This window comes from Sphingobium sp. (genome assembly GCF_003248505.1).
GTDB lineage: Bacteria > Pseudomonadota > Alphaproteobacteria > Sphingomonadales > Sphingomonadaceae > Sphingobium.
The window spans coordinates 104350-129277 of the sequence record NZ_QFOA01000006.1 but is presented as its reverse complement, the minus strand read 5'-3'; the positions used below and the strand labels follow the sequence as shown (position 1 = coordinate 129277).

General features: G+C 66.0%; 18 protein-coding genes. 5 read left to right on the top strand and 13 right to left on the bottom strand.

Features of this window, described 5'->3' with window-relative positions:
- The coding region (secA, locus tag DI606_RS04785) for a preprotein translocase subunit SecA (protein ID WP_293980210.1) at nt 1–1516 on the bottom strand (1516 nt) is incomplete at its 3' end.
- A 266-nt stretch (nt 1517–1782) separates the two neighbouring features.
- Between secA and DI606_RS04780 the strand changes: the two genes are divergently transcribed.
- From DI606_RS04780 to DI606_RS04770, 3 genes are read left to right on the top strand one after another with little or no spacing between them, the layout of a single operon-like run.
- A complete protein-coding gene (locus tag DI606_RS04780; RefSeq protein ID WP_293980208.1) occupies nt 1783–3318 on the top strand; it encodes a glycosyltransferase family 39 protein in 1536 nt (511 codons plus the stop codon).
- A gap of 31 nt (nt 3319–3349) precedes the next feature.
- Nucleotides 3350–4576, top strand: coding sequence for a bifunctional glutamate N-acetyltransferase/amino-acid acetyltransferase ArgJ (gene argJ, locus DI606_RS04775; protein WP_293980206.1), 1227 nt, complete (start codon nt 3350–3352; stop codon nt 4574–4576).
- A complete protein-coding gene (locus tag DI606_RS04770; RefSeq protein ID WP_293980205.1) occupies nt 4573–5370 on the top strand; it encodes an inositol monophosphatase in 798 nt (265 codons plus the stop codon). Before argJ ends, DI606_RS04770 begins: the two co-directional genes overlap by 4 nt.
- An 88-nt stretch (nt 5371–5458) precedes the next feature.
- On the opposite strand, the gene trxA is transcribed toward DI606_RS04770, so the two are convergent.
- The 9 genes from trxA to DI606_RS04725 form a co-directional block, all read right to left on the bottom strand.
- Complete coding sequence (gene trxA / locus DI606_RS04765) at nt 5459–5779, bottom strand: thioredoxin TrxA (protein WP_066696955.1); 321 nt, start codon at nt 5777–5779, stop codon at nt 5459–5461.
- A gap of 29 nt (nt 5780–5808) precedes the next feature.
- Nucleotides 5809–9249 (bottom strand): double-strand break repair helicase AddA, encoded by a 3441-nt coding sequence (gene addA, locus DI606_RS04760; protein ID WP_293980203.1) that lies wholly within the window; start codon nt 9247–9249, stop codon nt 5809–5811.
- Complete coding sequence (gene addB, locus DI606_RS04755; RefSeq protein WP_293980202.1) at nt 9230–12199, bottom strand: double-strand break repair protein AddB; 2970 nt, start codon at nt 12197–12199, stop codon at nt 9230–9232. Before addB ends, addA begins: the two co-directional genes overlap by 20 nt.
- Entirely contained in the window at nt 12192–12902 is a 711-nt protein-coding gene (locus tag DI606_RS04750) for a nucleotidyltransferase family protein (protein WP_293980200.1), read from the bottom strand. The genes addB and DI606_RS04750 overlap by 8 nt, the downstream gene beginning before the upstream one ends.
- The gene (locus DI606_RS04745; protein WP_293980198.1) at nt 12899–13885 is read right to left on the bottom strand and encodes a phosphotransferase; all 987 of its coding nucleotides are present in this window, start codon (nt 13883–13885) and stop codon (nt 12899–12901) included. Before DI606_RS04745 ends, DI606_RS04750 begins: the two co-directional genes overlap by 4 nt.
- Entirely contained in the window at nt 13882–14340 is a 459-nt protein-coding gene (gene tsaE, locus DI606_RS04740; protein ID WP_293980197.1) for a tRNA (adenosine(37)-N6)-threonylcarbamoyltransferase complex ATPase subunit type 1 TsaE, read from the bottom strand. Before tsaE ends, DI606_RS04745 begins: the two co-directional genes overlap by 4 nt.
- The gene (locus DI606_RS04735) at nt 14333–16681 is read right to left on the bottom strand and encodes a PAS domain-containing sensor histidine kinase (protein WP_293980196.1); all 2349 of its coding nucleotides are present in this window, start codon (nt 16679–16681) and stop codon (nt 14333–14335) included. Before DI606_RS04735 ends, tsaE begins: the two co-directional genes overlap by 8 nt.
- A gap of 136 nt (nt 16682–16817) precedes the next feature.
- Nucleotides 16818–18236: an adenosylhomocysteinase gene (gene ahcY, locus DI606_RS04730; RefSeq protein ID WP_293980194.1), complete on the bottom strand. Its 1419-nt coding sequence runs from the start codon at nt 18234–18236 to the stop codon at nt 16818–16820.
- Nucleotides 18237–18362: 126 nt separating this feature from the next.
- Nucleotides 18363–18923: a YqgE/AlgH family protein gene (locus tag DI606_RS04725; RefSeq protein ID WP_293980193.1), complete on the bottom strand. Its 561-nt coding sequence runs from the start codon at nt 18921–18923 to the stop codon at nt 18363–18365.
- A gap of 140 nt (nt 18924–19063) precedes the next feature.
- On the opposite strand from DI606_RS04725, the gene DI606_RS04720 reads away from it, so the two are divergent.
- Both DI606_RS04720 and DI606_RS04715 read left to right on the top strand, forming a co-directional pair.
- Nucleotides 19064–19546 (top strand): peroxiredoxin, encoded by a 483-nt coding sequence (locus DI606_RS04720; RefSeq protein ID WP_293980192.1) that lies wholly within the window; start codon nt 19064–19066, stop codon nt 19544–19546.
- An 83-nt stretch (nt 19547–19629) separates the two neighbouring features.
- Entirely contained in the window at nt 19630–21084 is a 1455-nt protein-coding gene (locus DI606_RS04715) for an AMP nucleosidase (protein WP_293980190.1), read from the top strand.
- Nucleotides 21085–21093: 9 nt separating this feature from the next.
- Here the strand turns inward: DI606_RS04715 and DI606_RS04710 are convergent, their stop codons facing one another.
- Genes DI606_RS04710 through DI606_RS04700 form a run of 3 tightly spaced genes read right to left on the bottom strand, consistent with a single transcriptional unit; the run spans nt 21094 to nt 24923 of the window.
- A complete protein-coding gene (locus DI606_RS04710) occupies nt 21094–22242 on the bottom strand; it encodes a diguanylate cyclase (protein ID WP_293980188.1) in 1149 nt (382 codons plus the stop codon).
- Nucleotides 22243–22273: 31 nt separating this feature from the next.
- Nucleotides 22274–24106 (bottom strand): M2 family metallopeptidase, encoded by a 1833-nt coding sequence (locus DI606_RS04705; RefSeq protein ID WP_293980186.1) that lies wholly within the window; start codon nt 24104–24106, stop codon nt 22274–22276.
- A 52-nt stretch (nt 24107–24158) separates the two neighbouring features.
- Entirely contained in the window at nt 24159–24923 is a 765-nt protein-coding gene (locus tag DI606_RS04700; RefSeq protein ID WP_293980184.1) for an alpha/beta fold hydrolase, read from the bottom strand.
- Nucleotides 24924–24928: the final 5 nt, after the last annotated feature.

The window sequence follows — 24928 nt, the reverse complement described above, 5'->3', positions numbered from 1 at the left end:
GGTTGCCGCCGAGCTTGATGTCGGTGCCGCGCCCGGCCATGTTGGTTGCGATCGTCACCGCGCCCTTGCGCCCCGCCTGCGCGACGATGTGGGCTTCCATCTCATGGAAGCGGGCATTCAGCACCGCGTGCCGCACGCCTTCCTGCGTCAGAAAGTCCGACAGCATTTCCGACTTCTCGATCGACACGGTGCCGACCAGGACGGGCTGCCCCTTTTCCTGATGTTCCTTGATGGTGCGGGCGATGCCGCGGAACTTGTCTTCCTGGTTCTTGTAGAAAGTGTCTTCCTCGTCCACCCGCTGCACCGGCTTGTTGGTGGGGATGGTAACGACGTTCATCTTGTAGATTTCGTAGAATTCGGTCGCTTCGGTGGCGGCCGTCCCCGTCATGCCCGACAGCTTGGGATACATGCGGAAGTAATTCTGGAAAGTGATGGACGCGAGCGTCTGGTTTTCCGGTTCGATCTGGACGCCTTCCTTGGCCTCCACCGCCTGGTGCAAACCGTCCGACCAGCGCCGCCCGTCCATCATTCGACCGGTGAATTCGTCGATGATGATGACCTTGTCGTCCTTGACGATATAGTCGATGTCGCGGCGGAACATGACGTTCGCGCGCAGCGCCTGGTTGACGTGGTGAACGACGGCGGTGTTTTCGAAATCGTAGAGGTTGGCGCCCTGGAGCAGGCCCGCCTCCTCCAGCATCCGTTCGATCTTTTCGGTACCGTCTTCGGTCAGCGTGACGTTGCGCTGCTTCTCGTCCTTTTCATAATCGCTCTCGACGATCTGCTTCACGATCTGGTCGACGGACACGTACAGTTCAGACTTGTCGTCGGTCGGGCCGGAGATGATGAGCGGGGTCCGCGCCTCGTCGATCAGGATCGAGTCCACTTCGTCGACGATGGCGTAGTTGAAGGGGCGCTGCACCATCGATCCGCGATCGAATTTCATATTGTCGCGAAGATAGTCGAAGCCCAGTTCGTTGTTCGTCGCGTAAGTGATGTCGGCGGCATAGGCTTCGCGCCGCTGCTCTTCGGACAGGTTCGGCACGATCACCCCGGTGGTGAGGCCGAGGAAGCGGTAGACCTGCCCCATCCACTCGCAGTCGCGGGTGGCGAGGTAATCGTTCACCGTGACGACATGAACGCCCTTCCCCTCCAGCGCGTTGAGATAGGTCGCGAGCGTCGCCACCAGCGTCTTGCCCTCGCCCGTGCGCATTTCGGCGATTTCGCCGCGATGGAGCACGATGCCGCCCACCATCTGCACATCGAAATGGCGCATGCCCAGAACCCGGATCGACGCTTCGCGCACGGTGGCGAACGCTTCGGGCAGGATGTCGTCCAGCGTCTCGCCCCCTGCCAGCCGCTCGCGGAAGCGCGTCGTCTGCGCGACCAGTTCCTCGTCGCTCATCGCCTGGATCGCCTGCTCGAAGGAGGCGATCTTGTCGACGGTCCTGCCCAGCGACTTCACATAACGTTCGTTGGACGATCCGAAGATGGACTTGGCGAGTGCGCCGAACATGCAGATTCCTGACAAAAGGGGTGCGCGCTGACGTTGGGCGACATGCACGCGTGGATGCGCCGCGATTTAGGCACGGCACGTCCTTTAGTCAATCAGACTGCCCCTGACGTGACGATGAACCGGCCCGCACCGTTTCTCTCGTCATGCGGGCGTCATCGTCAGGCGACATGCGGTTTTGGTCCGACCGCGGCGTCCTGTGGCCGCAGGGGCTTTGCCCCCGGCGCAGGCTTCGCGGCATCAGGTCGGCATTAGGGATCGCAACCGTCATGTATCCAGCCCTCATTCTTGCGCACCGGCGCCGCCGGACATTCCCGATTGCCGCCCTGCTGGCAGGTGCGTTGGTGCTCTGGTTCGCCTGCCTCGCGCTCGCCACCCCGTTCGATCATGACGAAAGCCAGTATGTCGCAGGCGCCATGCTGAGCGGACATCTGACGATCTTTCGGGATTTCCTCTATCTTCAGCCGCCGCTCCACGCCTGGGCCTACGCACCGCTGGCATGGCTGCTCCCGCATGACGTGGTGCCGGCGATGCGGCTTGCGACGGCGGCGAGCGCGCTCGGCGTCCTGGCGATCCTGTGGGCGGCGCAGCGGATCGCGGGCATATCCCGCGACAGCGCGACCATTGCGCTGCTGCTGATGGCATCCACCGCCGCGTTCCAGTTCACCGCAGGCGTGGTGCGCAACGACATGCTGCCGACGCTGCTCCTGTCCGCCGGGACGATGTTGTCCCTGCGTGCGTTGCGCGACCGGGCGGGCGCGCTATGGCTGGCGGCGGGCTTTTGCCTTGGCCTTGCCATGTCGGCCAAGCTCAATTTCGTTCCGGTCGGCGCTGCTGTAGGTCTGTTCCTCCTACGGGCGGATCGCCGGTCAAGCCGCAGCGACACAGCATGGCTTTCGGCGGGAGCGCTGGCGGGGCTGATTCCACTCTTCGCGGCCTGGGCCGCAGCGCCCGAGGCTTTCCTCTACGGTGTCGTCACCTACGGCGCGACGGCACCGCACGCCTGGTATGCCCTGAACGGCGCCGGCGTCGAACTCGCACCGCTCGGCAAAGCCGCCCAATTGCTGCTTGCGCTCATCAAAGGTCCGGCGCTGATCGCGCTGCTGCTGGTGGGATGTACCTCGTTCATGGCGCGCGGGCAGCCGGAGACAGCGGGGCGGCGGATGGCCTTGTGGATGGTTGCGGGCGCATTCGTCGGTGCCGCCCTGCCGACCCCGGCCCAGCTTCAATATGTGATGCCGCTGATCCCGCCGCTGACACTGGCGCTCGGCTATGTGCTCGACGACGCACGCCGCTGGAGCGGCAATCGTCGCCATATCCTCCTCGGTTTGCTCAGCATCGGCGTAGTGCCGGGCCTGCTGCTGCCTGTGCGTGACATGGCGGCGATGACAACGCAGGGATCGCCGGTGCTGGAAGCGGGCGCGGGTGCCCTGTGGGCCGGGCGGGTTGTGCGACAACAGGCGCGAGGCGACATGGTCGCGACCCTCTCCCCTCACATGATCGCGGGCAGCGGGCTGCGGCTCGATCCGCGCTTTGCCGCCGGGCCGTTCGCCTATCGCACCGGCTGGACGATCCCGGTCGCACAAGCCCGTCGACTGCATATCATGACGCCCGGCACCTTGACGGACATGGACGCCGCCCCGCCCGCCGCCATCCTGACCGGCTACGAACGCGGCTCTCGAACCCTGCCCATCGCGCCGGACGCGGGCCTCGTCGCCTATGCGCGGCGGCATGGCTACCGCGCATGGCCGATGGCCGATGGCGTCGGCACGCTCTATATCCGCGCCCGCGCGCAAGCACGTTGACGGGCTGCGTCATTTCCATCATTCCGCCGCCATGACCGACCGTTCCCCCCTCGCCCCCGCCGCCTTCCCGGCCCTGCCTTCCATCGACGGCGTGACGCTTCGCGTGGCGCGCGCGGGATACAAGGCGTGGGAGCGGTGCGACCTGACCTACGTCGAACTGGACGAAGGGACCGCCGTCGCGGGGGTCACGACGCAAAGCAAATGCCCCTCGCCCGAAGTCGAGTGGTGTCGCGATGCCATACCGCTCGGCCATGCGCGCGCGCTGGTCGTGAATGCGGGGAACGCCAACGCCTTCACCGGGCATCGGGGCCGCGCGGCGGTGGAAGCCATTGCCGCCCGCGTCGCAAACCATCTTACCTGCCGCCCCTCGGACATATTCATCTCCTCGACCGGGGTGATCGGCGTGCCCCTGCCGGTGGACAAGGCCGAAGCGGGTCTCGACGCCGCTTTCGTCGCTGCGCCCTGCGGGTGGGAGGAAGCGGCGACGACCATAGGCACGACCGACACCTATGCTAAGGGTGCGCACGTGTCCGCCCTGATCGGCGACACGCGCGTCGAACTGGTCGGCATCGTCAAAGGGTCAGGTATGATCGCGCCGGACATGGCGACGATGTTGGGCTATATCTTCACCGACGCAGCCATCGACGCTGCCCTGCTGCAACAGATGCTGTCCGCATCCAACCGGCGGACCTTTTCCTGCATCACGGTCGACAGCGACACGTCGACCAGCGACACCGTCCTGGCCTTCGCCACCGGCAAAGCGGGCAATGCGCGCATCGCCTCCATGGACGATGCGGGTGCGGACGCCTTTGCTGCCGCACTCACCGACCTTTGCCGCCAGTTGGCCCACCTCGTCGTCCGCGACGGCGAAGGCGCGACCAAGTTCGTGGAGATCAGCGTCGAGGGCGCGAGCAGCGACGACAGCGCGCACCGCATCGGCCTGTCCATCGCCAATTCCCCGCTGGTCAAGACCGCCATTGCCGGAGAAGACGCCAACTGGGGCCGCGTCGTCGCCGCTATAGGCAAGGCGGGCGAACCGGCGGATCGGGACAAGCTCTCCATCCGCTTCGGCGCGACCCAGGTGGCGACTGCGGGCCTTGCCGTCGAGGGGTATGACGAAGCACCCGTCGCCGCGCATCTCAAGGGGAAGGACATCGTCATCGGCGTCGACCTCGGCCTCGGCGAAGGGCGCGCGACGATATGGACCTGCGACCTGACGCACGGCTATATCTCGATCAATGCGGATTATCGCAGTTGATGCTCGAACTGCACGAACCGGTCGTCGCTCTGATGCGCGAAGTCGGGCGCGACATCGTCATGCCCCGTTATCGCAATCTCACCGCCGACGAAGTGAGCGAAAAGGCCGCCGACGATTTCGTCACCGTCGCCGACAAGGAAAGCGAACTGCGCCTTGCCGAAGGGCTCGCGGCAATCCTGCCCGAAGCCGGGATCATCGGCGAAGAGGCCTGCGCTGTCGATCCCGCGATCCTCGACCGCGCCGGGGACGGCCTCAACTGGATCGTCGATCCCATCGACGGCACCGGCAATTTCGCAGGCGGCCATCCGCCCTTCGGGATCATGGTCGCGCTCGCCGATGGCGGAACGACACTGGCGGGCTGGATTCTCGATCCGATGACGGGACGCCTGTGTCACGCGATGCTGGGCGGCGGCAGTCATATCGACGGAAACAGGGTCGAAGCGCGCGAAAGCGGCAACCCCCTCCCCATCGCCGCGCTCGCCGTATATTTCATGTCGGACGAGGAGCGGGCGGAGATACAGGGCCGCGCGCAGGACCGCTTCACGCTGGTGGACATCCCCCGTTGCGCGGCCGAGCAATATCCGCGCCTGGTCCTTGGACAGAACGACGTATCGGTCTTCGCGCGCACTCTGCCCTGGGATCATGCGGCAGGCGCGCTGTTCCTCAACGAAGCGGGCGGATGCTGCCAGCGGCTCGACGGCAGCGCCTATCGCGTGGGCGATACGCAGCGCGGGCTTCTGGGCGCATCGTCCCCGCGCCTGTGGGAACAGGCCGCCGATATCCTTATCCGCTGACGATAAAGCGACAGCGATGTGGACAGCAAAACGGCCGCCTTTTCGGGGCGGCCGTTTTTTCGTTTCAGCTGTCTCTTTCGCTGTCGCGTTAAAGGACGCTTTCGATCCAGCCCTTGAGCGCGCTCTTAGGTGCGGCGCCGACCTTGGTCGCGGCGGCCTCGCCATTCTTGAACAGGATCATCGTCGGAATGCCGCGCACGCCATATTGACCGGGCGCTTCGGGATTCTCGTCGATATTGATCTTGGCGATCGTCACCTTGTCCGCCAACTCGTCCGAAATCTCTTCCAAGGCCGGGCCGATCATCTTGCAGGGGCCGCACCATTCCGCCCAGAAATCGACAAGCACGGGCTTGTCCGCATCGATCACGTCGGTCTTGAAGCTGGCGTCGGTAACTGCCTTTGTGGCCATGATGGAAAACTCCTTTTGTTGGATTCTATCTAGGACGGCTGCACGTCCGGCTCAACGGGCGCCAGGGGCAAACTTTGCTGCTCGCCCAAAAAGCCCGGCTTGTGCGCTTCGAGCAGGGACATGGGAAGCGTGATCAGGAGCGGGGCGCTGGTGTAGAGCAGTCCCGCCTCGATGGCGCGCCCGGGAAAGATCGCGGCCAGCGCTGCGGCATAGGCCGCCATCTGGCGGATGTGCGCACCGGGCACTTCGTCCAGCGTCAACGGCGCGACCCGCCCGGTCTTGAAATCGACGAACTGGATACGGTCTTCCGCCACGCAGAGCCGGTCGACGGTGCCTGCGATCACCGCTTCGCCCACCACTGCGGCGATAGGAGCTTCGGCCAGCGCCCCGGGCGCGAATAGCGCCGCGAAGTCCGGCGCTTCGACAACGCGCATCGCCTGTTCGACCAGGGCAGCGCGTTGTGTCGCATCGCCCTGTCCCTGCTGCTCCAGCCAGCGATCCGCCGCCCCGCGCCGCCGCTCCGGCGCCAGATCGGGCAGCCGCTCGAACAGGGCATGGAGCAGGCGTCCGCGCTCGGCGGCGTCGCGCATGGCGGGGGTGGGCGGCGGATAGGGCACATCGTCTTCCACCTGCGCGGACGGCGCGAGCGGACGGGGCGGGCGGGCCTCGACCGGAGCGGGCCGGCGGAGCCAGTCGGGCTGCACGATCGAGGGGGCCGTTATCGCCTCCTCCGCCTCGCCGCGTCGGGGGGCCAGCGCTTCGTGCCCACGCCATCGCCGCACCGCGCCCCAGAGCGGATCGGCCTCCCACTCCGCGCCGAGTGAGGCCATCGCCCCCTCGACCGCCGCAAACCAGCTTTCCGGCTTGACCTCGCCCTTCGCGCGCGGCCCGAGCGATCCCGCGACGACCAGCTTCTCCTCCGCCCGCGTCAGCGCGACATAGAGCAGCCGCCAATGCTCTTGCCGTTCGACACGCGCCGCCGCTTCGGCGACTTCGCCCATCGGACCGTCCCGCTCGGCCTTCCTCGGTGCCAGGATGGGAAGCCCGTTCCACTCAAGCGAATCCGAACGGTTGCCCGCATCGGGATCGAGACAGGCGTCGGCCAGGATGACGATGGGAGCTTGCAACCCCTTCGCGCCGTGCACGGTCAGCAGGCGCAACATGTCGCCCTGCCCGGCCGCATCGCGCACGATCTCCACCTCGCCCCGGTCGAACCAGTCGATGAAGCGCTGCAACGAGGGATGCTCGTCGCTTTCGAAAGTCAGCGCGGCGTTCAGCAGTTCCTCGATCGGGTCCGCCGCTTCGGTGCCCAGCCGTTGGATCAGCCGCCGCCGTCCGTCCATCGCCCCGGAAAGGATCGCCTCCAGATAGCGATAGGGCGTCGTCAGGTCCGCCATGCCCAACAGGTCGCGCAGCGGCTGCAATCTGGTGTCGTCGAGCGTGCGGCCAAGGTGCCGCCAAAGCCCCGTGCGGCGGCCCATCGACCGCTGCATCAAGTCGTCCTGCGTCCACCCGATCAGAGGCGACACAAGCAATGCGGCAAGGTTCAGCTCGTCTTCCGGCTGCACAGCGAAGCGCAGCGCGGCAAGCAGGTCGCGCACCGCCAGCGGTGCGTTCAGCCGCAGCCGGTCGATGCCCGCCACCGCCACCTTTTCCTCATAGAGCCGCGCGACGATCAGCCGGGCCAGTTCGCTGCGCCGTCGCACCAAGATCATGATATCGCCCGCGCGCACCGGCCGCCCCCGGCTTTCGAGCATCAGCCCGCCGTCGATCCATTGCCTGATCTGCCGTGCGATCCGCGCCGCCAGCACCCGCTCCTGATCGGCGGCCCAATCTTCCTCGCCCTCCGCATCCTCATTCAGATGCGCGAGGACCGGTTTCCACAGCTGCACCTCGCCGGGATGACGATTGGCGCTGTCGTGCCGAACCTCGCCCGGGTCCAGCCCCAGCCGCTCGGCCTGCACGGTCGCGATGGTGCGGTCCACCACATCCAGCACGGCGGGCGTGGATCGAAAGCTGCGATCGAGCGACAGGTTGTGGAAATCGTGACCCGCATGTCCGGCATCGCGTTCGAACAGGATTTTCGCCGCCGCGAAATTCTGCGGGCTGGTGCCCTGAAACCCGAAGATCGCCTGCTTGAAATCGCCCACGGTAAAGACGGTGCGCACCCGGTCGCCCTTCGCACCGTCGCCCGCAAAGAATTCCGCCGCCAGCGTCCGCACGATCCGCCATTGCGCGGCGTTCGTGTCCTGTGCCTCGTCGACGAGGATATGGTCGATCCTCTGGTCGAGCTTGTAGCGGATCCACTCCGCGATCCCGTCCCGCTCCAACAGCGCAGCCGTCCGCGCGATCAGGTCGTCGAAATCGACCGCGCCCGCCAGCCGCTTCGCATCGGCATAGGCTCTGGCATAGGCGCGCCCGGCATGGAGCGCCTGCGCCAGCACGGCGGCATATTCGGCGCGCAGCTTCGTCGCAATCAGTTCGCCGCACGCGCCATGCAGCCGCGCCGACCACTCCGCATAGCCGTCGACCGGCGGCACCCATCCCTTGGCGTCGATAATGTCGCCGTCCGTTTTCGCCCAAGCCCGGTGCAGGTCGCCAAGCCCCGCCGCCCGCCCCATCGGGTCGAGCGCCCGCCAAGCGGCAATCCGGTCGCACCGTTCCAGCCCGCGCGCCTTGCCCCAGTCGGCATTGGCCTGCGTCAGCCGGTCGAGCGTGCGCATGTCGAACATGTCGTCGCCGCACCGCTCCGCCAGCCACGCGTCGATATCGCCGTCCGGCAAGCCCAGTTCCGCCGCCAGCCAAGGCGCGATAGCCATCGGCAGCGCGTCCATCGCATCCCCCCGCGCGGCGCAACGCAGCAGGAAATGTTCCGCGCCCCCTTCCCCGAGCCGCAGGCTGATCGCCTGAAGCGCGGCGATCAGCGCCTCGTCCTGCCCCTCTTCCGCGCGCACCGCCAGATCGGCGAGGCTCTGGCGCGCGAGCGCCGACTGCTCACGCTGGTCGAGCGGGCGGAAACCCGGCGTAAGGTCGGCCTCCAGCGGGAAGGCGGCGAGCAACTGCTGGCAGAAACCGTGAATGGTCTGAATGCGCAGCCCCCCACCGGTCGATTCGAGCACTTCGGCGAACAGGCGGCGGGCCTGCTCCTGCATTTCCGGCCCATGATCCTCGCCCAATGCCAACAGATCTGCCGCAAGCGCGGGCCCATCCATCTGCACCCAGGCGGCCAGCCGGTCATGGATACGGTCGGCCATTTCCGCCGCGCCCGCCTTGGTGAAGGTAAGGCAGAGGATGTTTTCGGGCCTCACCCCTTGAAGCAGCAGACGGAACACGCGGGCGGTCAGCACATGGGTCTTGCCCGTTCCTGCCGACGCCGACAGCCACACATGGGCGTCGGGCGCGGCGGCGCGGGCCTGCGCGCCCAACAGCTTCTGCAATGGGGTGGGCTTTCTACCCATCGTCGCGGCCATACCATTCCTCCAGCCGCATCAGCTGGTCATAGTCGCCGTAATTGGCGACTTCGGGGTTGATCTCCGCCCGGAAGGGGGCCGACCCAAGCAACCATCCGTCGGCGGCCTGCGTGAACTGGTCTAGCGCGAACGCGGTGAAATCCTCCGTCACGATCCGGTCACGCTTGCCCAGCGGATCGACCGGTCGCTCACGATAGCCGAACTGATCGCCCTTCTTGGCGAGCGACCAATATTCGAAATCGCCCGCCCTCGGCCTGTCGCCCAGCCCGACGAAGCCGTCCTGCTCCGCGATCAGGCCGAGCAGCCCGAGTTGCAATGCAAAGCCCGCCTTCACCTGCCGCGCGCTCGGCGGCTTACCGGTCTTGTAATCGATGATCCCGATGCGCCCGTCCGGCAGGCGGTCGATCCGGTCCGCCTTGCCCATCAACGTAACGCCCGCGATTTCCGCCCGGCCTTCCTGCTCGACGGCCAAAATACGGCGACCCTCCGCCTTGTCGCGCGCGACTTCTGCCGCGATCCAGCGTACCGCTTCGATCAGGCGCGGCTGCCACAACGCCTTGAGCAGGGGGTGGACCTGCGGCTCGTCGAACATGGCGCGGGCGCGCCGTTCCAGATCGGCGGGGTCCAGCGTCCCGCCCTCGGCCCAGCGTTGCAGCACGTCATGGACCGCCGTTCCCCGCCACGCCGGTCCCGCGTCGGCATCCACCGGATCGAGCCGAGCGAGCCGCAGGATGTGGCGCGCATAGAAAGCGAAAGGATCGGCCTTCAACCTGTCCACATCGGTGACCGGAATGACGCGCGGCCTTGCCTGCAATGGCGGGCAGGGCGCGGGCCGGGCGGCGGGCCGGTGATCGGGCGGCGCGTCGATGGTCGCGGCCAGGGCGGCATAGCGGGCCGCGCTTTTCCACTGCGCGCCCGCCATGGCCTTCAGCCGCAACCAGAAGCGCGAGGCGACTGCCGGTCCGCCACTCCCCCGCCGCGCGCGGGTGATGAGCACATTGGGCGCACCCAGCGCGCCGGCGAAATCATGGGCGGCAAGGCCGATGCGCGTTTCGAGGCCAGGCAGGCCGAGTTCGCGCCGGATGCGCGGCGCAAGCCACGGGTCTGGCGCAGGCAGGCCCGGCCACGTTCCTTCGTTAAGACCGCCGAGCACCATGATGTCGGCCTGCACCAACTGCGCCTCGATCAGGCCCAGGATCGCAATGCGGGGATGCCCGCCCTGCGGCGGGCGCACTGCCACGCCGCTCAGCATATGATCCAAAAGCGCTGGCAGCGCGCGCGGATCGGCCTGACGCGGGCCTTCCGGCGCGGCAGCTTCCATCTCGGCGAACAGATCGGCGGCAGCGCGCCCCTGATGCCCGGCCCAGATCGCGTCGCCGGTCAGCAGGCCCGCCTGCGCGCGCAAAGCGGCCAGTTGCGATTCCAGCCCGTCCGCCGTCGCAAATTCGCTTTCCAGCGCCTCCAGCAGCGCGCAGGCCTGCGGCCACCATAGGCGGACATCATGGCGCAGCGCCTGCTGTCGGTCGTCGGGCTTTTCTTCGAGCAGCAGGTCGATGCCGCGCAACCCCGCCTGCGGACGCGGCCCGCGCAACAGCAGGTCGAGGCCGCGCACGCCCTCCAGCCAGGCCAGCCGTCCCTCGCCCCGCATCACCAGCGGATGCTTGAGCAGAGTGAGCAGCGGCACTGGCGCGAACCGTTCCACCGCCGCCTGCGCCATCGCGATCAGCAGCGCGCCCGGCAACAGGCGCGACAAGGGCTGGCCCGCCGAATCGTCGGCTTCGATCCCCCATCGGCGCAAATGCGCCGACACGCGCGTTGCCAGTTGCCGGTCGGGCGTCACCAGCGCGGCGGTCCGCCCGGGCGTCTCCAACGCCTCGCGCAGAGCGATGGCGATGGCCTGCGCTTCCTCGCCCGGCGTCGCGACCTCCAGCGCCTCCACGCCCGCAAGCGACCGGTCCGCCGTCTTGAGGTCGCGCCATCGGCTGGTAAGCCGCGGCGGTAGCATGGCGTTGGAGATGTTGCGTGCCCGCACGGCGCGCGCATCATGCTCGCTGCCCCAGCGCCACAGCGCCACATCGTCACGCGTCGCGCTCATCCGGTCGAGCAGGCGTTTGAGCGCATATTGGGGATGGCTTTCCTGCCCCGGCGCGGCCCGCCCGGTGACGGGATCGGGATCGAACGGCCCGATGGCAGACCAGGCATCGACGTCCATATGCTGGTCGAGACCCGCAAACACCACCATGCCGCGCGGCATCTGCGCCACGCGTTGCAACAGGGCGGCGATGGCGGGTGCAGTCGTCGCCACCCCCGCCACGACCACGAAACCGGTGGGCGGATGATTGGCCCAGCGCGCGGCCAGCCGATCGAACAGCCGGTTGCGCCGGTCGGCAAGGTCGATGCAGCCGGTCGGTGCGAGCGCTTCGGGCCACCGGGCAATCAGGATTTCGAACAGAGCGAGCGACGTCTGCCAATGATGCGACAAATCCTCCGACAGGGCCAACCCGTCGCGCAGCGCGCCGGGCTGCACCCGTTCCACCTGCATCTGGTCCAGCACCGCGCCCAGCGCCTGCCCAAGCAACAGCGCCTGCCCCGCGTCAGTGCCCGGCTTCGCGTCCTGCACCATGCGCGCCAGCATCATCTGCCGCCGCATCGGCGGGATCGCTGGCGGGATCGGATTGTCCTCGCCCACCGGATCGAGCGCGCCTCCGACCTGTTCGCCCATATCCGGATCGCCAATCGCGACAAGGCGCGGCAGCAGCAGGCCGCCGCCCGATTGCCTTACGAACGCGTCGCTGACCGCGCGGATGGCGCGGCTGTTGGGCAACAGCACCATGCCCTGCGCCAAATCCATCGGGTCGCGATGCATCGCCAGCAGGCCCGCGACCAGCGCATCGGCGAAGGCCCTGTGCGCGGGGATGGTGAACAGCGCGGGCCGCGCCCTGTCACCCATGGGCGATCATCGATTCCACCACCGGGATCGCTCCCGGCGTCCCCACGTCGAACCACAGCCCCTGATGCGACATGCCATAGAGCCGCCTGGCCTCGATTGCGCGGTTCCAGAAGACATTCGTGGAAAAAACATCGCCTGGCGGATCGGTGAGCAGGGTCGGCGACAGGATTTGAACGCCGGTGAAGACGAAGGGCGCAACATGCGCCGTCTTGCGCCGGGTCAGGCGGCCCATCGCATCCATATGGAAATCGCCCGGTCCCGAATGGCACGTCGCCCGCGCCAGCGGCACCAACAGCAACAATGCGTCCATCCGTTCGGGGTCCCAGACCCGCTGCATCGCGCCCAACGTTTCCTGCGGGCCGTCAATCCACAGATTGTCGCTGTTCGCACAGAAGAATGGCCGGTCGCCCAGCAGCGGCCTTGCCTTCATAAGGCCGCCACCCGTTTCCAACAGCTTGCCCCGCTCGTCCGATACGGCGAATACGGTCGCGCATCGTCGCGCCTTCAGATGCGCTTCGACCGTGTCGGCAAGGTAATGGACGTTGACCACCACCTTGCTAACGCCGCCCGCTTCCAGCCGGTCGAGCGCATGATCCATCAACGGCTTTCCCGCGACCTTTACCAGCGGTTTGGGCCGCGTTGCTGTCAAAGGGCGCATCCGCTTGCCCAGCCCTGCGGCCATCAGCATCGCCGTATCGATCATGCCGCAGCAAACCCGGCCAGCGCATTATGTCGCCTGTCGGCCGGAACGTTTGCCGCAAACCAGTCCGCCACAGGCCCAAGCGCCGGATGTGCCAGATCCCGCTCCAGCAGCGCCCACATGCGCGGCAGGAAGGACAGGTAGCGCGCCTTCCCGTCCCGTTTCCACAGCCTTGTGAAAATGCCGATGATCTTGGCATTACGCTGCGCGCCCAGCACGGCGTAGGCCGCATCGAAATCGTCGGGGGGAGAGGCGACCGATCGATAATGATCCAGCATCGCCGTCTCGACCGCGACCGGCACGTCGCGCCGCGCGTCCTGCAGCAGCGACACCAGATCATAAGCGGGATGGCCCGCCAGCGCGTCCTGAAAATCCAGCAGGCCAAGGCCGTGCGGCGCATCCCCGCCAATCAGCATGATATTTTCAGCATGATAGTCGCGCAGCACCGTCACCGCCGGGCTGGCCGACCGCTCGACCAGAGGAAGCACCGCGTCCCATGCCGCGACATAGGCGTCCGCATCCACTGCGATCCCCGCCGCGGGGCAGAACCATTCGGTAAAAAGCCCCGCCTCCCGCCGATAGACGGCGCGATCGTAAGGGGGCACTTCGGCCGCAGGCAGGCGATGCAGACCGGCCAGCAGGTCCACCGCCCGGCGATAGGTAGCCAGTTCCGCGTCGGGCGCGGCGTCGAGATGCTCCTTGATCCGCAAGTCGCCGAAATCTTCGATCAGGACCAGCCCTCGGTCGAGGTCGCGGGCAAAGATGCGGGGCGCGGCAAAGCCGTTCGCCAATAGCTGCTCGGCGATGGCAATGAACGGGCGCGGATCTTCATGGGGCGGCGGCGCATCCATCAGTACCGCCCGGCGGTCGCCATCCGCGACCCGGAAATAGCGCCGGAAAGACGCGTCGCCCGCCAGCGGAGCGATGGCCGCGCCTCCCCATCCCGCATCGGTGAGGAAAGCGGGCGCGGCTGCGGGCGGGATCATATCTGGGGCCATCGCTCCGTCCAAGCGTCCGGCACGTCCGCTGTCAAGCGCCGCGCGCCGTCCTCCAGCGTGTCGATGGTAAGCCGCAGGCTGTGCGGCCAGAGCGCATCGCCCAGCCGCTCGGGCCATTCGACGATGAGCAGGCTGTCCATCAGATAATCGCCCAGCGCCAGTTCTGCCGCATCCTCCGCATCTTCCAGACGATAGAGGTCGACATGCGCGACCGGCAACCGCACTTCCGGAACATCGTAAGGCTGGACGATGGCGAAGCTCGGACTGGGCGCTTCGCCTTCCAGCCCCAACGCCGCCAGAATGCCGCGTGCGACGGTCGTCTTACCAGCGCCAAGGCCGCCATAGAGCGCCACCACATCGCCGATCCGCGCCTGCGTCGCGATCCGCGCGCCCAGCGCCAGCATCGCCTCTTCGCCCTCGACGGTCAGGCTGCGATCAGCCACGCGGCAACGCGATGGTCGCCATCGTCCCCTGCCCCGTTTGCGATACGAGGTCGAGCGTTCCTCCATGGGCCTCGATCAGTTTTCGGGCCAGTGGCAGGCCGATGCCTGGCTTGCCGCCGTTTCGCGCCTGATCGGCGCGGGCGGCGCCATCGAACAACGCTTTCTGCCGTGCCGGGGGAATGCCGGGGCCATTGTCGGACACGACGATCCGCGCCGCCTCGCTCCCCCCGTCGCCGTGCAGCAGGATGCGCGCGCCCTGCCCGCAATAGCGGATCGCGTTCTCCAGAAGCTGGTCGATCGCCTGCCCGATGCGCCGCGCGTCGCCCTGCACAGCCCCCAGACTGTCCTTCAGTGTGACTGCGATGTGGACGCCCTTGGCCGTCGCTTCGGGCAAGTGGCGCTCCACGCACGTCCGCGCCACCTTCGTCAGGTCGACCGGCGCACGCTCCACCGGCAGCGTGCCGACCTCGCCCTGTGTCAGGTCGAGCACATTGTCGATCAGCGAGGACAGACGCGCCGTGCTTTGCAGGATGCCGTCGACATAATCCTTTGCCGAATCGCTCAGCGCCCCGGCATAGCCCGCGCTCATCATCTCCGCGAACCCCGATATGGTCGTAAGCGGCGTGCGCAGTTCGTAACTCATGTTCGTGACGAAGGCGGTCTTGACCTGATCGGCCTGCTCCAACGCTTCGTTGCGGTCGCGTAGCATCTGCTCGACGCGGCGGCTGTCTGTCACGTCCAGCATCGTAAATAGCGCATTGCCGTCGGGCAGCGGAATGGCGGCGAATTCGAAGATGCGTCCGTCCGCGAAACCCACATGGCCGCCCCGCTGCTTGCGTTCGACCGTCGCGGCGCGCACCAGTTCGCGCACCAGCGTGGACTGCTGTGGCTTGGCGAGCTTCGCCTGCACCGCGCGCATAAGATCGTCGATGCGCGGGTGCGACGCCAGCAATTCCTCGGGCGCGCCCCATACGCTGAGGAACCGGCTGTTCCACATCTGCAGCCGACCGTCCGCTGAAAAGACGCCGATCGATTCGAACAGGGTATCGAATGTCGCGGTCCGCACGCGCAGCAGGGTGTCGCGCGCGCTGGACAATTGCACCTGCTCGGTGCGATCCTCGAATATCAGCAGAAGCCCGCCATCGGGCAGCGGCTGGGCGTAGATACGCAGGTGCGTTCCGTCCTGGAGCAGCCAGTTCTCCTCCTGCGCGTCGGGCGAAAGGAACCAGTTGCGCCTCTCCGCGCGCCACGCCGGAAAGTCTCGATGTTCGGGGATGCGCCGGGCGTCGCGCATCTGGTCCAGCACGCGTTCGAACAGGGGTGCGTCGGTCAGCGCTTCCTGCCGCAGGCCGAACAGGCTGATGAATGGCTGGTTCCAGAAGCGAAGCGCCCGGTCCGGGCCGAACCGCGCTACGCCGGCGGAAAGGCGGTCGAGCAGGTCGCGCTGCGCGATTTCCAGCCGCCGATGTTCGACTCGCGCCTGTTCGAGGTCGTGCTGGTCGACGGCGTAGCCCGCAACCCCCGCGGCCCCCAACGGCACATCCACGACCCGCATGGTGCGCCGTTCGCCGTCTATCGTCGCAGGCACCATCCGGTCGATCGGTTGGTCCTCCGCCACGGCCTGCGCCGCCGCCGCCTGCGGCGTCACCCCGCCCGCCACTTCGACCAGTTCGATGCCGTTGGCGATCACCTCCGCCGCATTCGCGCCGTCGACCGCGCGCACATAGGCGCTGTTGACGAGGCTCAGACGGAAATCCGCCGTGCGGTGCCACATCGGGAAAGGTGCGGCCTCCACCAGTCCGGCAAGCGCCTCCAGCGCTTCGCGCAATTGCTCGACATGGCCTTTGAGCGACTGGATTTCGGCTTGGCTGTCGGTCGCATCGAACACCCAGAGGACGACGCCGCCGCTCGACGCGAGGCCCGGCCCTGCGGGCGCGCCGCGAACCAACAGCAAACGTGAGGATCCCAAGCCGCGCACGGCCAGCGAAAAGCTCTTGCCCGCACGCTGGGCCGACGCGATTTCTGTCGCCAGCGCCGCTGCATCCTCCGGTTCGAGGCCGCCGTCGGGCGCGGTCAATTCCGATGCAAAATGGGGCACGCGCGCCTTGCCCAGCCATTTGGCCAGCCGATCCGCCGCTTCGAGCCGCCCGTCGGGATGCACGATGATCGGCGCCGCGGGCGCGGAGGCGAGCAGGGTTGCGAGCCGTTCCAGCTTGCCCTGCGCCTGCGTCCCGTCCTGCCGCATTCGCCGACCGACCGCCAGCGCCCACACTGCCGCGCCCAGCCACAGCGCCATGACGACGCCCAATATGATCGCGGCATAGGGCGACAGCGACGTCATACCGTTCGCTTCCCTCCGCGTTGCGCCTGCTGGTCAATCATCATCGTCCGACCGGGCCTAACGCAGATCGTTTCCATCGGAAAGGCGGGACGCAAAGAAAAAGGGCGGAGATCGCTCCCCGCCCTCTTCGCCTCGCTCAGTAGCGATAATGGTCGGGCTTGAACGGCCCTTCGACCGGCACGCCGATATAATCGGCCTGCCTCTGGTTGAGCTTGGTCAGCTTCACGCCCAGCTTTTCGAGGTGGAGCGCAGCGACCTTCTCGTCCAGATGCTTGGGCAGGACATAGACTTCGTTCTTGTACTGCTCGCTACGCGTCCACAATTCGATCTGGGCCAGCGTCTGGTTGGTGAAGCTTGCCGACATGACGAAGCTCGGGTGACCGGTCGCGTTGCCGAGGTTGACGAGGCGACCCTTCGACAGGACGATGATCTTCTTGCCGTCGGGGAATTCGACTTCGTCGACCTGCGGCTTGATTTCGGTCCACTTCATGTTGGCGAGGCCCGCGATTTCGATCTCGCTGTCGAAATGGCCGATGTTCGACACGATCGCCATGTTCTTCATGGCACGCATGTGGTCGACGGTCAGCACGCCTTCGTTGCCGGTTGCGGTCACGAAGATGTCGGCGCGCGGAGCGGCTTCCTCCATCGTCACGACCTCATAGCCTTCCATCGCGGCCTGAAGCGCGCAGATGGGATCGACTTCGGTCACGAGCACGCGCGCGCCGCCGTTGCGAAGCGAAGCCGCCGAGCCTTTGCCGACATCGCCGAAGCCCGCGACGCAAGCGACCTTGCCCGCCAGCATGACGTCGGTCCCGCGACGGATCGCGTCGACCAGCGATTCCTTGCAACCATAAAGATTGTCGAACTTCGACTTGGTGACGCTGTCGTTCACGTTGATCGCCGGGAAAGGCAGCTTGCCCTTCTTCGACAGTTCATACAGGCGGTGCACACCGGTGGTGGTTTCTTCCGACACGCCCTTGATCGACTGGACGGTCTTGGTGAGGAAACCCGGACGATCCTTCAGCACGCGCTTCAGCACGGCGCAGAAGATTTCCTCTTCCTCGTTCGACGGCGTGAACAATTCCTCGCCCGCCTCGACGCGCGCGCCCCACAGGGCGAACATCGTGGCGTCGCCGCCGTCGTCGAGGATCAGGTTGCAGACGCCGCTTTCGTGATTGTGCCAGTCGAAGATGCGTTCGACATAGTCCCAATATTCCTGAAGCGTCTCGCCCTTGATGGCGAACACCGGCACGCCCGAGGCGGCGATCGCGGCGGCGGCATGGTCCTGCGTCGAATAGATGTTGCACGTCGCCCAGCGGACTTCCGCACCCAGCGCCGTCAGCGTTTCGATCAGCACGGCGGTCTGGATCGTCATGTGCAGCGACCCGGTGATGCGCGCGCCTTTCAGCGGCTTGCTCTCGCCGAACTCCTGGCGCAGCGCCATCAGGCCCGGCATCTCCGTTTCGGCGATCTCGATTTCCTTGCGGCCAAAACCGGCAAGGCCGATGTCGGCAATCACATAATCCTGCGCCTGGGCGGCGGGTGCGGTGGCCACGTGCGTGTCTCCGTTTCGTCTAGATTGATCCGCCGGGGCCATCGGGCGCAAGGCAGAGGATGGCGGCGGCTTTACCAAGCGCTTCGTCCGCTGGCAACCTATATAAAGTTTCCTTTATGTCACCTGTCAGGCAGAACCGGCGCCGGACACCAGATGGGACGCGTCGACGCCCGATGCGGCAAATGCCTGCGCCCATTTGCCGCGCGACGGCGCTTCGAACAGCAGATCGGGATCGCCATCGGCCAGGAACCAGCTTTCCCCCGACATCTCCTGTTCCAGCTGACCCGCGCCCCAGCCGGCGTAGCCGAGTGCGATCAGATACCGGCTCGGCCCGCGACCCTCGGCGATGGCTTTGAGAATATCTAGCGATCCGGACAGGCCCCACAGTCCGCCGACATCGACCATGTCCTGCCCGCCCCAATCGAGAGAATGGAGCACGAAACCCCGTCGCGGCTCAACCGGGCCGCCGCGCAGGACCGGAACGTCGGGAACCAGGCTGCCGTCGATATCGAAACTGTCGAGTAGGTCCGGCAGGCGCATGCCCTCCATTTCCTCACCGACCGCGATGCCCAATGCGCCGTTTTCGTCGTGAACGCAAAGCGCGATGACGGAGTGGTCGAACCGGGTGTCGGCCATGCCGGGGAGGGCGAGCAGGAAATGTCCGCCGTAAAATCGCGCTGCTGTCATGTGTCGAATATAGACGTCCGCTCGCCCTTGCCAAGGACGCGGCAGGGGGTGGGCAAGGCGGCGCGAGTAATTAGCGGGGTGCCTTGACATCGCCCCATCGAGGCCCGACCTCCCGCCCTCCACAGGCAGGAGTCCCAAGCATGACGATTTCCAAAGGCGACAAGCTTCCCAGCACGTCCTTCGCCACCATGACCGATCACGGCCCCGAAACCATTTCGTCCGACGATTTTTTCAAGGGCAAGACGGTCGCGATCTTCTCCGTCCCCGGCGCATTCACGCCGACCTGCTCGGCCAAGCATCTGCCCGGCTTCATCGAAAAGGCCGACGAACTGAAAGCCAAGGGCGTCGACGCCATCGCCTGCACCGCCGTCAACGATGCGTTCGTTATGGGCGCATGGGGCAAGCAAGCGGGCGCGGATGACACCGTGACCATGCTGGCCGACGGCAACGCCGATTTCGCCAAGGCCGTGGGCCTCACCATGGACGGCAGCAAGTTCGGCATGGGCACGCGCGGCCAGCGTTTTTCCCTGCTGGTCAAGGACGGCGTCGTCGAGCAGGTGAATGTCGAGGAACCGGGCGATTTCAAGGTGTCGTCTGCCGAGCATCTGCTCAGCCAGCTCTGATTTCCAAGCGACGTGCCGGCCATCCTGCGCCGGCGCGTCGTTCCCGTCTTCCTTCCGTCATCCAAAGGCGGTAGCAGGAGGCGATGACACAAAGCATCGGCAGCGCCGCGGTCGCGCAACTTGACCGCATCTACCAGACTTCTATCGAAACGCTCCGGGACGCGATGCGCCTCTACGCCCGCGACGGCAGCATCCCGCCGCCCGAAGCACGCACCGACCGCCGCTTCTGCTATCCCGAACTGCGCATCACCTATCATGACGAAGGCAATACGCCGCCGCCGGGGCGTTCCTTCGCGCGCCTGTCGAAACCGGGACGCTATGTGACGACGATCACCCGGCCCGCCATGTTCGGCGATTATCTTGCCGAGCAGATCGACCTTCTGGTCCGCGATTATGGGGTGGAGGTCGATGTGGGCCTCAGCACGCAGCAAATCCCCTTCCCCTATGTGCTCGACGGCCTCGACATCAGCGCGCTGGACGGTACGCCGCCGACCGAACTCGCGCGCCATTTCCCCGCGACCGAACTGGCCGAAATCGGTGACGAGATCGCCGACGGCTTGTTTATCCCCGACGCCAACGGCGATCGCCCGCTGGCGCTGTTCGACGGGTTGCGCACCGATTTTTCGCTCGCGCGGCTCAAACATTATACCGGCACGCCGCCCGAACATGTGCAGCGCTACATTCTCTTCACCAACTATCACCGCTATGTCGATGAATTCGTCGCCTGGGCCTGTGGCGAGTTGCAGCGCGAGGGGAGCCGCTTCACCGCGCTGTCGGGCGCAGGCGGCGTGCATGTCACGCGGGAAACCGCAGACCCGCACGGCGCCATCGCGGAAGGTGCCTGGCGCAAGCATCAGATGCCCGCCTACCACCTCGTCGCCCCGGACCGCAGCGGCATCACCCTCGTCAATATCGGCGTCGGGCCGTCCAACGCAAAGACCATCTGCGACCATCTGGCGGTCGTGCGGCCCGAAGCATGGCTGATGATCGGCCATTGCGGCGGCCTGCGACCCAGCCAGCGGATTGGCGACTATGTCCTCGCGCACGCCTATCTGCGCGACGACAAGGTGCTGGACGACATGTTGCCGCCCGAAATCCCGGTGCCCGCCATCGCCGAAGTGCAGGTTGCCATGGCGAACGCCGCCGAAGCGATCCTGGGCAGCGGAGATCCGGAGGATTTCAAGCGCCGCCTGCGTACCGGCACTGTTGTCACCACCGACGACCGCAACTGGGAACTGCGCTATTCCAGTTCCGCCTTGCGCTTCAGCCTGTCGCGCGCGGTCGGGATCGACATGGAATCGGCGACCATCGCGGCGCAGGGCTATCGGTTCCGCGTGCCCTACGGCACGTTGCTGTGCGTGTCGGACAAACCGATCCACGGCGAGCTCAAGTTGCCGGGTCAGGCGAACCGTTTCTATGAGGAAGCGATCGCGGGTCATCTGCGTGTCGGCTTGATGGCGTGCGAACTGCTGCGTCAGGAAGGGCCCAAGCTGCACAGTCGCAAGCTGCGCGCCTTCAACGAGCCGCCGTTCCGGTAAGCGGGCGGATCAGGCGGCCGCGCGCCAGATGGCGACGCGGTCCCTGCCGCCGTTCTTCGCCACATAGAGCGCAGTGTCTGCGCGTGCGACCATGTCTTCCAGTGTCGAATCGGATGGGCTGAGTTCCGCGACCCCGAAACTTGCCCTCAAGCCCGGCTGGGAAAGTTGCTCCAGCGACAGGTTGGCGACTTCCAGCCGCACGCGCTCCATCACATCGGCGGCAGCGTGGGCATGCGTGTCCATCAGCAACAGCCCGAATTCGTCCCCGCCCAGACGCGCGACGACATCTCCGCGGCGGACCGAACTGCTCAGCAATTGGGCAAAGGCGGTGAGCGCTTGATCGCCCACGATATGCCCATGGCCGTCGTTGAGCGCCTTGAACCCGTCAAGGTCGCACACGACGAGCGCCAACGGGCGACCGTGTCGCAACGCCATCGCCATCGCCTGCTGCGCCGCTTCGTCCAGCCCCCGCCGGTTCAGCACTTGCGTCAGCGGATCGTGCCGGATTTCGCGGCCCAGTTGTTGCGCCAGATCGCCCGCGACCAGCAGCACGCCGGTGACCGCCGTCGCGACATAGGCGGTGGGCGTCAGGATGCTGAAGATGAGACGATAGAGGTATTTCCCGTCCTCCGGCCCCCGAATCAGCAGCGAAGACGCCGCCAGCGTCAACTGCAACACGGCAAACAGCATTAGCGCGGCGAAGAAAGCCAGTTCAGGCGGCGTGAAACAACGATCTTTGGGCCGGAGCGACAGGGCGCTGACCGTCAATAAGATGCCGACATAGGTGGGGATGATAAGCCCCTGCAACAATCCGCTACCGATGGTGCCGATGGCGATAGCCATCGCCACGATGACCGCAACGCCGGGAACCGCGAAAAAGACGATTCGCAAAGGCTTTCCCGACCGTTGCCGTACACCGATCGCCAGTAACGATCCGCTGGCGATCAGGCCGATGCCGGTCAGGATGAAGAAACCCGGGCTCTTGAAAAAGAATCCGCCTGCATTGGCCACCCATTGCAGCGCGCCGACGGCATAAGAGGCCGTCCATGTCAGGACGTGCCGTTGACGCCCGAAATGCTGCCACGCGACGGCAAGCGCCACCGTCATGACGACGGCTGTGCCAAAAAGAAGGGAAAGAAGGATGACTGGCGCACTCATGCGCCAGTCGCCTATCAATTTTTACTCTGGCTTACCAGCCGCAAGACTTGCCTTTATTTTGTGCGATCAACCACTTCTGTAACGGAGCGAAGTAATCGACCATCGCCTTGCCCGACATCTGGCGGCTTCCGGTAAAGGCCTGCAAGGCGTCCGGCCACGGTTTGGACGCGCCCATCGCCAGCATCGCGTTCAACTTCTCGCCCACCGCCTTGTTGCCGTAGAAGGAACAACGATGCAGCGGCCCCTTCCATCCCGACTGCCGGCAGGCCGCCTCGTAGAACTGGAATTGCAGGACCCTCGCCAGGAAATAGCGGGTATAGGGCGTGTTGCCGGGGATATGATATTTCCCGCCCGCGTCGAACTTCGTCTCGTCGCGCGCCACCGGCGGGACGATGCCCTGATACTGAAGGCGCAGGTCGTTCCAGCTCTTTTCGTACTGGCTCTGCGGGATCGATCCGTCGAACACGCCCCAGCGCCATTTGTCGACCAGCAGGCCGAATGGCAGGAACGCGACCTTGTCCATCGCCTGCCGCAGCAGGAGGCCCAGATCCTTGTCGGCACCGGGCACCTTTGCAGGATCGAGCAGGCCGATCTTGACCAGATAGTCGGGCGTGATCGACAAGGCGACGAAATCGCCGATGGCCTCATGAAAACCGTCGTTGGCGCCGTCCAGATACAGCGGCTTCTGGATCTGGTAGGCACGCTGATAATAATTGTGGCCGAGTTCGTGGTGAATGGTCACGAAGTCGTCGCCGTTGACCATCGTGCACATCTTGATGCGGATATCGTTCTTGTTGTCGATGTCCCAGGCCGACGCATGGCACACGACTTCCCGGTCACGCGGTTTCACGATCTGCGACCGTTCCCAGAATGTCTGGGGCAAGGGATCGAAGCCGAGCGAGCTGTAAAAGCCCTCGCCCGCCTTCACCATCTTCACCGGGTCGTAATTCTTCGCTTTCAGGAGGTCGGTGACGTCATAGCCCAGATCGCCCGCGCCTGCCGGTGCCACGATGTCGTAGATGTTGCCCCATTCCTGCGCCCACATATTGCCGAGCAGGTCGGCGCGGATCGGGCCGGTCTTGGGCTGCACCGCGTCGCCATATTTCTCGTTGAGCTTGGTGCGCGTATAGCAATGCAGTTCGTCGTAGAGCGGCTTTACCTCCGCCCAGATCTTGTCGGTCAGCTTCGCGAAATCGTCGGCGGGCATGTCATATTTGGACCGCCACATCGTGCCGGTATCGGCAAAGCCCAGCTCCTTGGCCCCGGCATTGGCGATGCCCACCAGCTTGGCATAGTCCGTCCGCATCGGCGCGCCGACATTGTCATGCCAGCTCACCCACATCTCTTGCAGTTCCTGCGGGTTGCGATCGGCTCCCATCTGCTCTTCGATATCGCTGCCGTTGATCGGCTGTCCCTTCAGCGTTCCCTTGCCCTTGCCGTAAGCGGACTGGAGCCTCGTCGCGAGGTCGTTCAGTTCCTCGGCAGCGCCCGGCGCGGTCGGCGCAGGCAGCGTCAGCGCGGTGCGCAGCAACGTCAGGCGGCGCTTCGTTTCTTCGCTGAGGCCAGGTGCGGTGGCGAAGCGGGCGGCCTTCAGTGCGAAATCGACTCGCTGCTTGGTGTCGATGGCCCCGAAATAGGAGGATATGGCGTCCGTATCGTCGGTGATGTAGGTCGCGTTGATCCACGCCGCGCGACTGCTGACGATCGACTGGTCGAACAATGCCTTTTCCGCCCGCGCGAGAAACGCTTCGGCGTCGGCAGCGGTGGGGGCTGTTGCTTGCGCTGCGGCGGGCGCCTGCTGCGCGATCGCGGGCGACGCGGCGAGAGCGGCCGCGAGCGCGGCCAGCGAAAGTGCGATTTTCATGGGAATCCCCTTATGGCTTATCGGGGGAGCGTGGCCGGGCGGGACGCCGCAGTCAAGCGGTCAGGAATTCGGCGATCGCCTGCCCCAGTTCCTTGCGCGTGACCGCGTTCATATGGTTGCCCGGCACTTCGAAATAGCGGCTGTCGCGCATCGCGTCCGCCAGTTCGCGGGCGCTGCCGTTGGTGTCGTCGACCTTGCCGCAAACGATGGCAGCGGGCTGCGTAAAACCGGCAATCGTCTCTTCGGGCGTATCAACGAACGTGCGCAGGATGCGCAACAGCGCGATGGGGTCGCCTTTCGTTGTCTTGAGGAACGCTTCCGTCATCCATTCCGACGTGCCTCGCTCGAACGTGCCGAGATTGGTGAGGACGTTGGTATAATAGCCGCCATTGTCCAGCGTCTGCGTCAGGCCGCGCAGCCCCATGCCGGACAGGATGATGCGGCGCGGGCTCGCGCCGTGCGCCAGCATCCGCACCGTCGTCCGCGCGCCCAGCGAATAGCCGCCCAGATCGTAGTCGGTAAGGCCCAACTGCTCCACCACCGCCAGATTGTCGTGCGTCAGCGCGTCGGGCGGATAGGCGGCGGGGTCGTGGGGCTTGGCGCTTTCGCCATGGCCGCGAAGGTCGGGCAGGATCAGGCGAAATCCCGCCTCCACCAGTCTCTTGGCATGACCGTAGCGAATCCAGTTGGTCCAGGCGTTGGAAAAATAGCCGTGGATCAGCATCAGGTCCCGGCCCTGCCCCACGACATGCACGACGATCGGCAGGCCGTCGAAGCCCTCGATCTCATGCCTTTCGAGGGGCAGGTCGGTCGTCATCGCGC

Coding starts and splice junctions, on each gene's coding strand:
- DI606_RS04750 (WP_293980200.1), bottom strand. CDS start 12,902: ATGATCGATACGGCGATGCTGATGGCCGCAGGGCTGGGCAAGCGGATG.
- DI606_RS04725 (WP_293980193.1), bottom strand. CDS start 18,923: ATGACAGCAGCGCGATTTTACGGCGGACATTTCCTGCTCGCCCTCCCC.
- DI606_RS04700 (WP_293980184.1), bottom strand. CDS start 24,923: ATGACGACCGACCTGCCCCTCGAAAGGCATGAGATCGAGGGCTTCGAC.
- DI606_RS04745 (WP_293980198.1), bottom strand. CDS start 13,885: ATGATCCCGCCCGCAGCCGCGCCCGCTTTCCTCACCGATGCGGGATGG.
- argJ (WP_293980206.1), top strand. CDS start 3,350: ATGACCGACCGTTCCCCCCTCGCCCCCGCCGCCTTCCCGGCCCTGCCT.
- addA (WP_293980203.1), bottom strand. CDS start 9,249: ATGGCCGCGACGATGGGTAGAAAGCCCACCCCATTGCAGAAGCTGTTG.
- DI606_RS04710 (WP_293980188.1), bottom strand. CDS start 22,242: ATGAGTGCGCCAGTCATCCTTCTTTCCCTTCTTTTTGGCACAGCCGTC.
- addB (WP_293980202.1), bottom strand. CDS start 12,199: ATGGGTGACAGGGCGCGGCCCGCGCTGTTCACCATCCCCGCGCACAGG.
- trxA (WP_066696955.1), bottom strand. CDS start 5,779: ATGGCCACAAAGGCAGTTACCGACGCCAGCTTCAAGACCGACGTGATC.
- DI606_RS04705 (WP_293980186.1), bottom strand. CDS start 24,106: ATGAAAATCGCACTTTCGCTGGCCGCGCTCGCGGCCGCTCTCGCCGCG.
- DI606_RS04715 (WP_293980190.1), top strand. CDS start 19,630: ATGACACAAAGCATCGGCAGCGCCGCGGTCGCGCAACTTGACCGCATC.
- DI606_RS04720 (WP_293980192.1), top strand. CDS start 19,064: ATGACGATTTCCAAAGGCGACAAGCTTCCCAGCACGTCCTTCGCCACC.
- DI606_RS04735 (WP_293980196.1), bottom strand. CDS start 16,681: ATGACGTCGCTGTCGCCCTATGCCGCGATCATATTGGGCGTCGTCATG.
- DI606_RS04780 (WP_293980208.1), top strand. CDS start 1,783: ATGTATCCAGCCCTCATTCTTGCGCACCGGCGCCGCCGGACATTCCCG.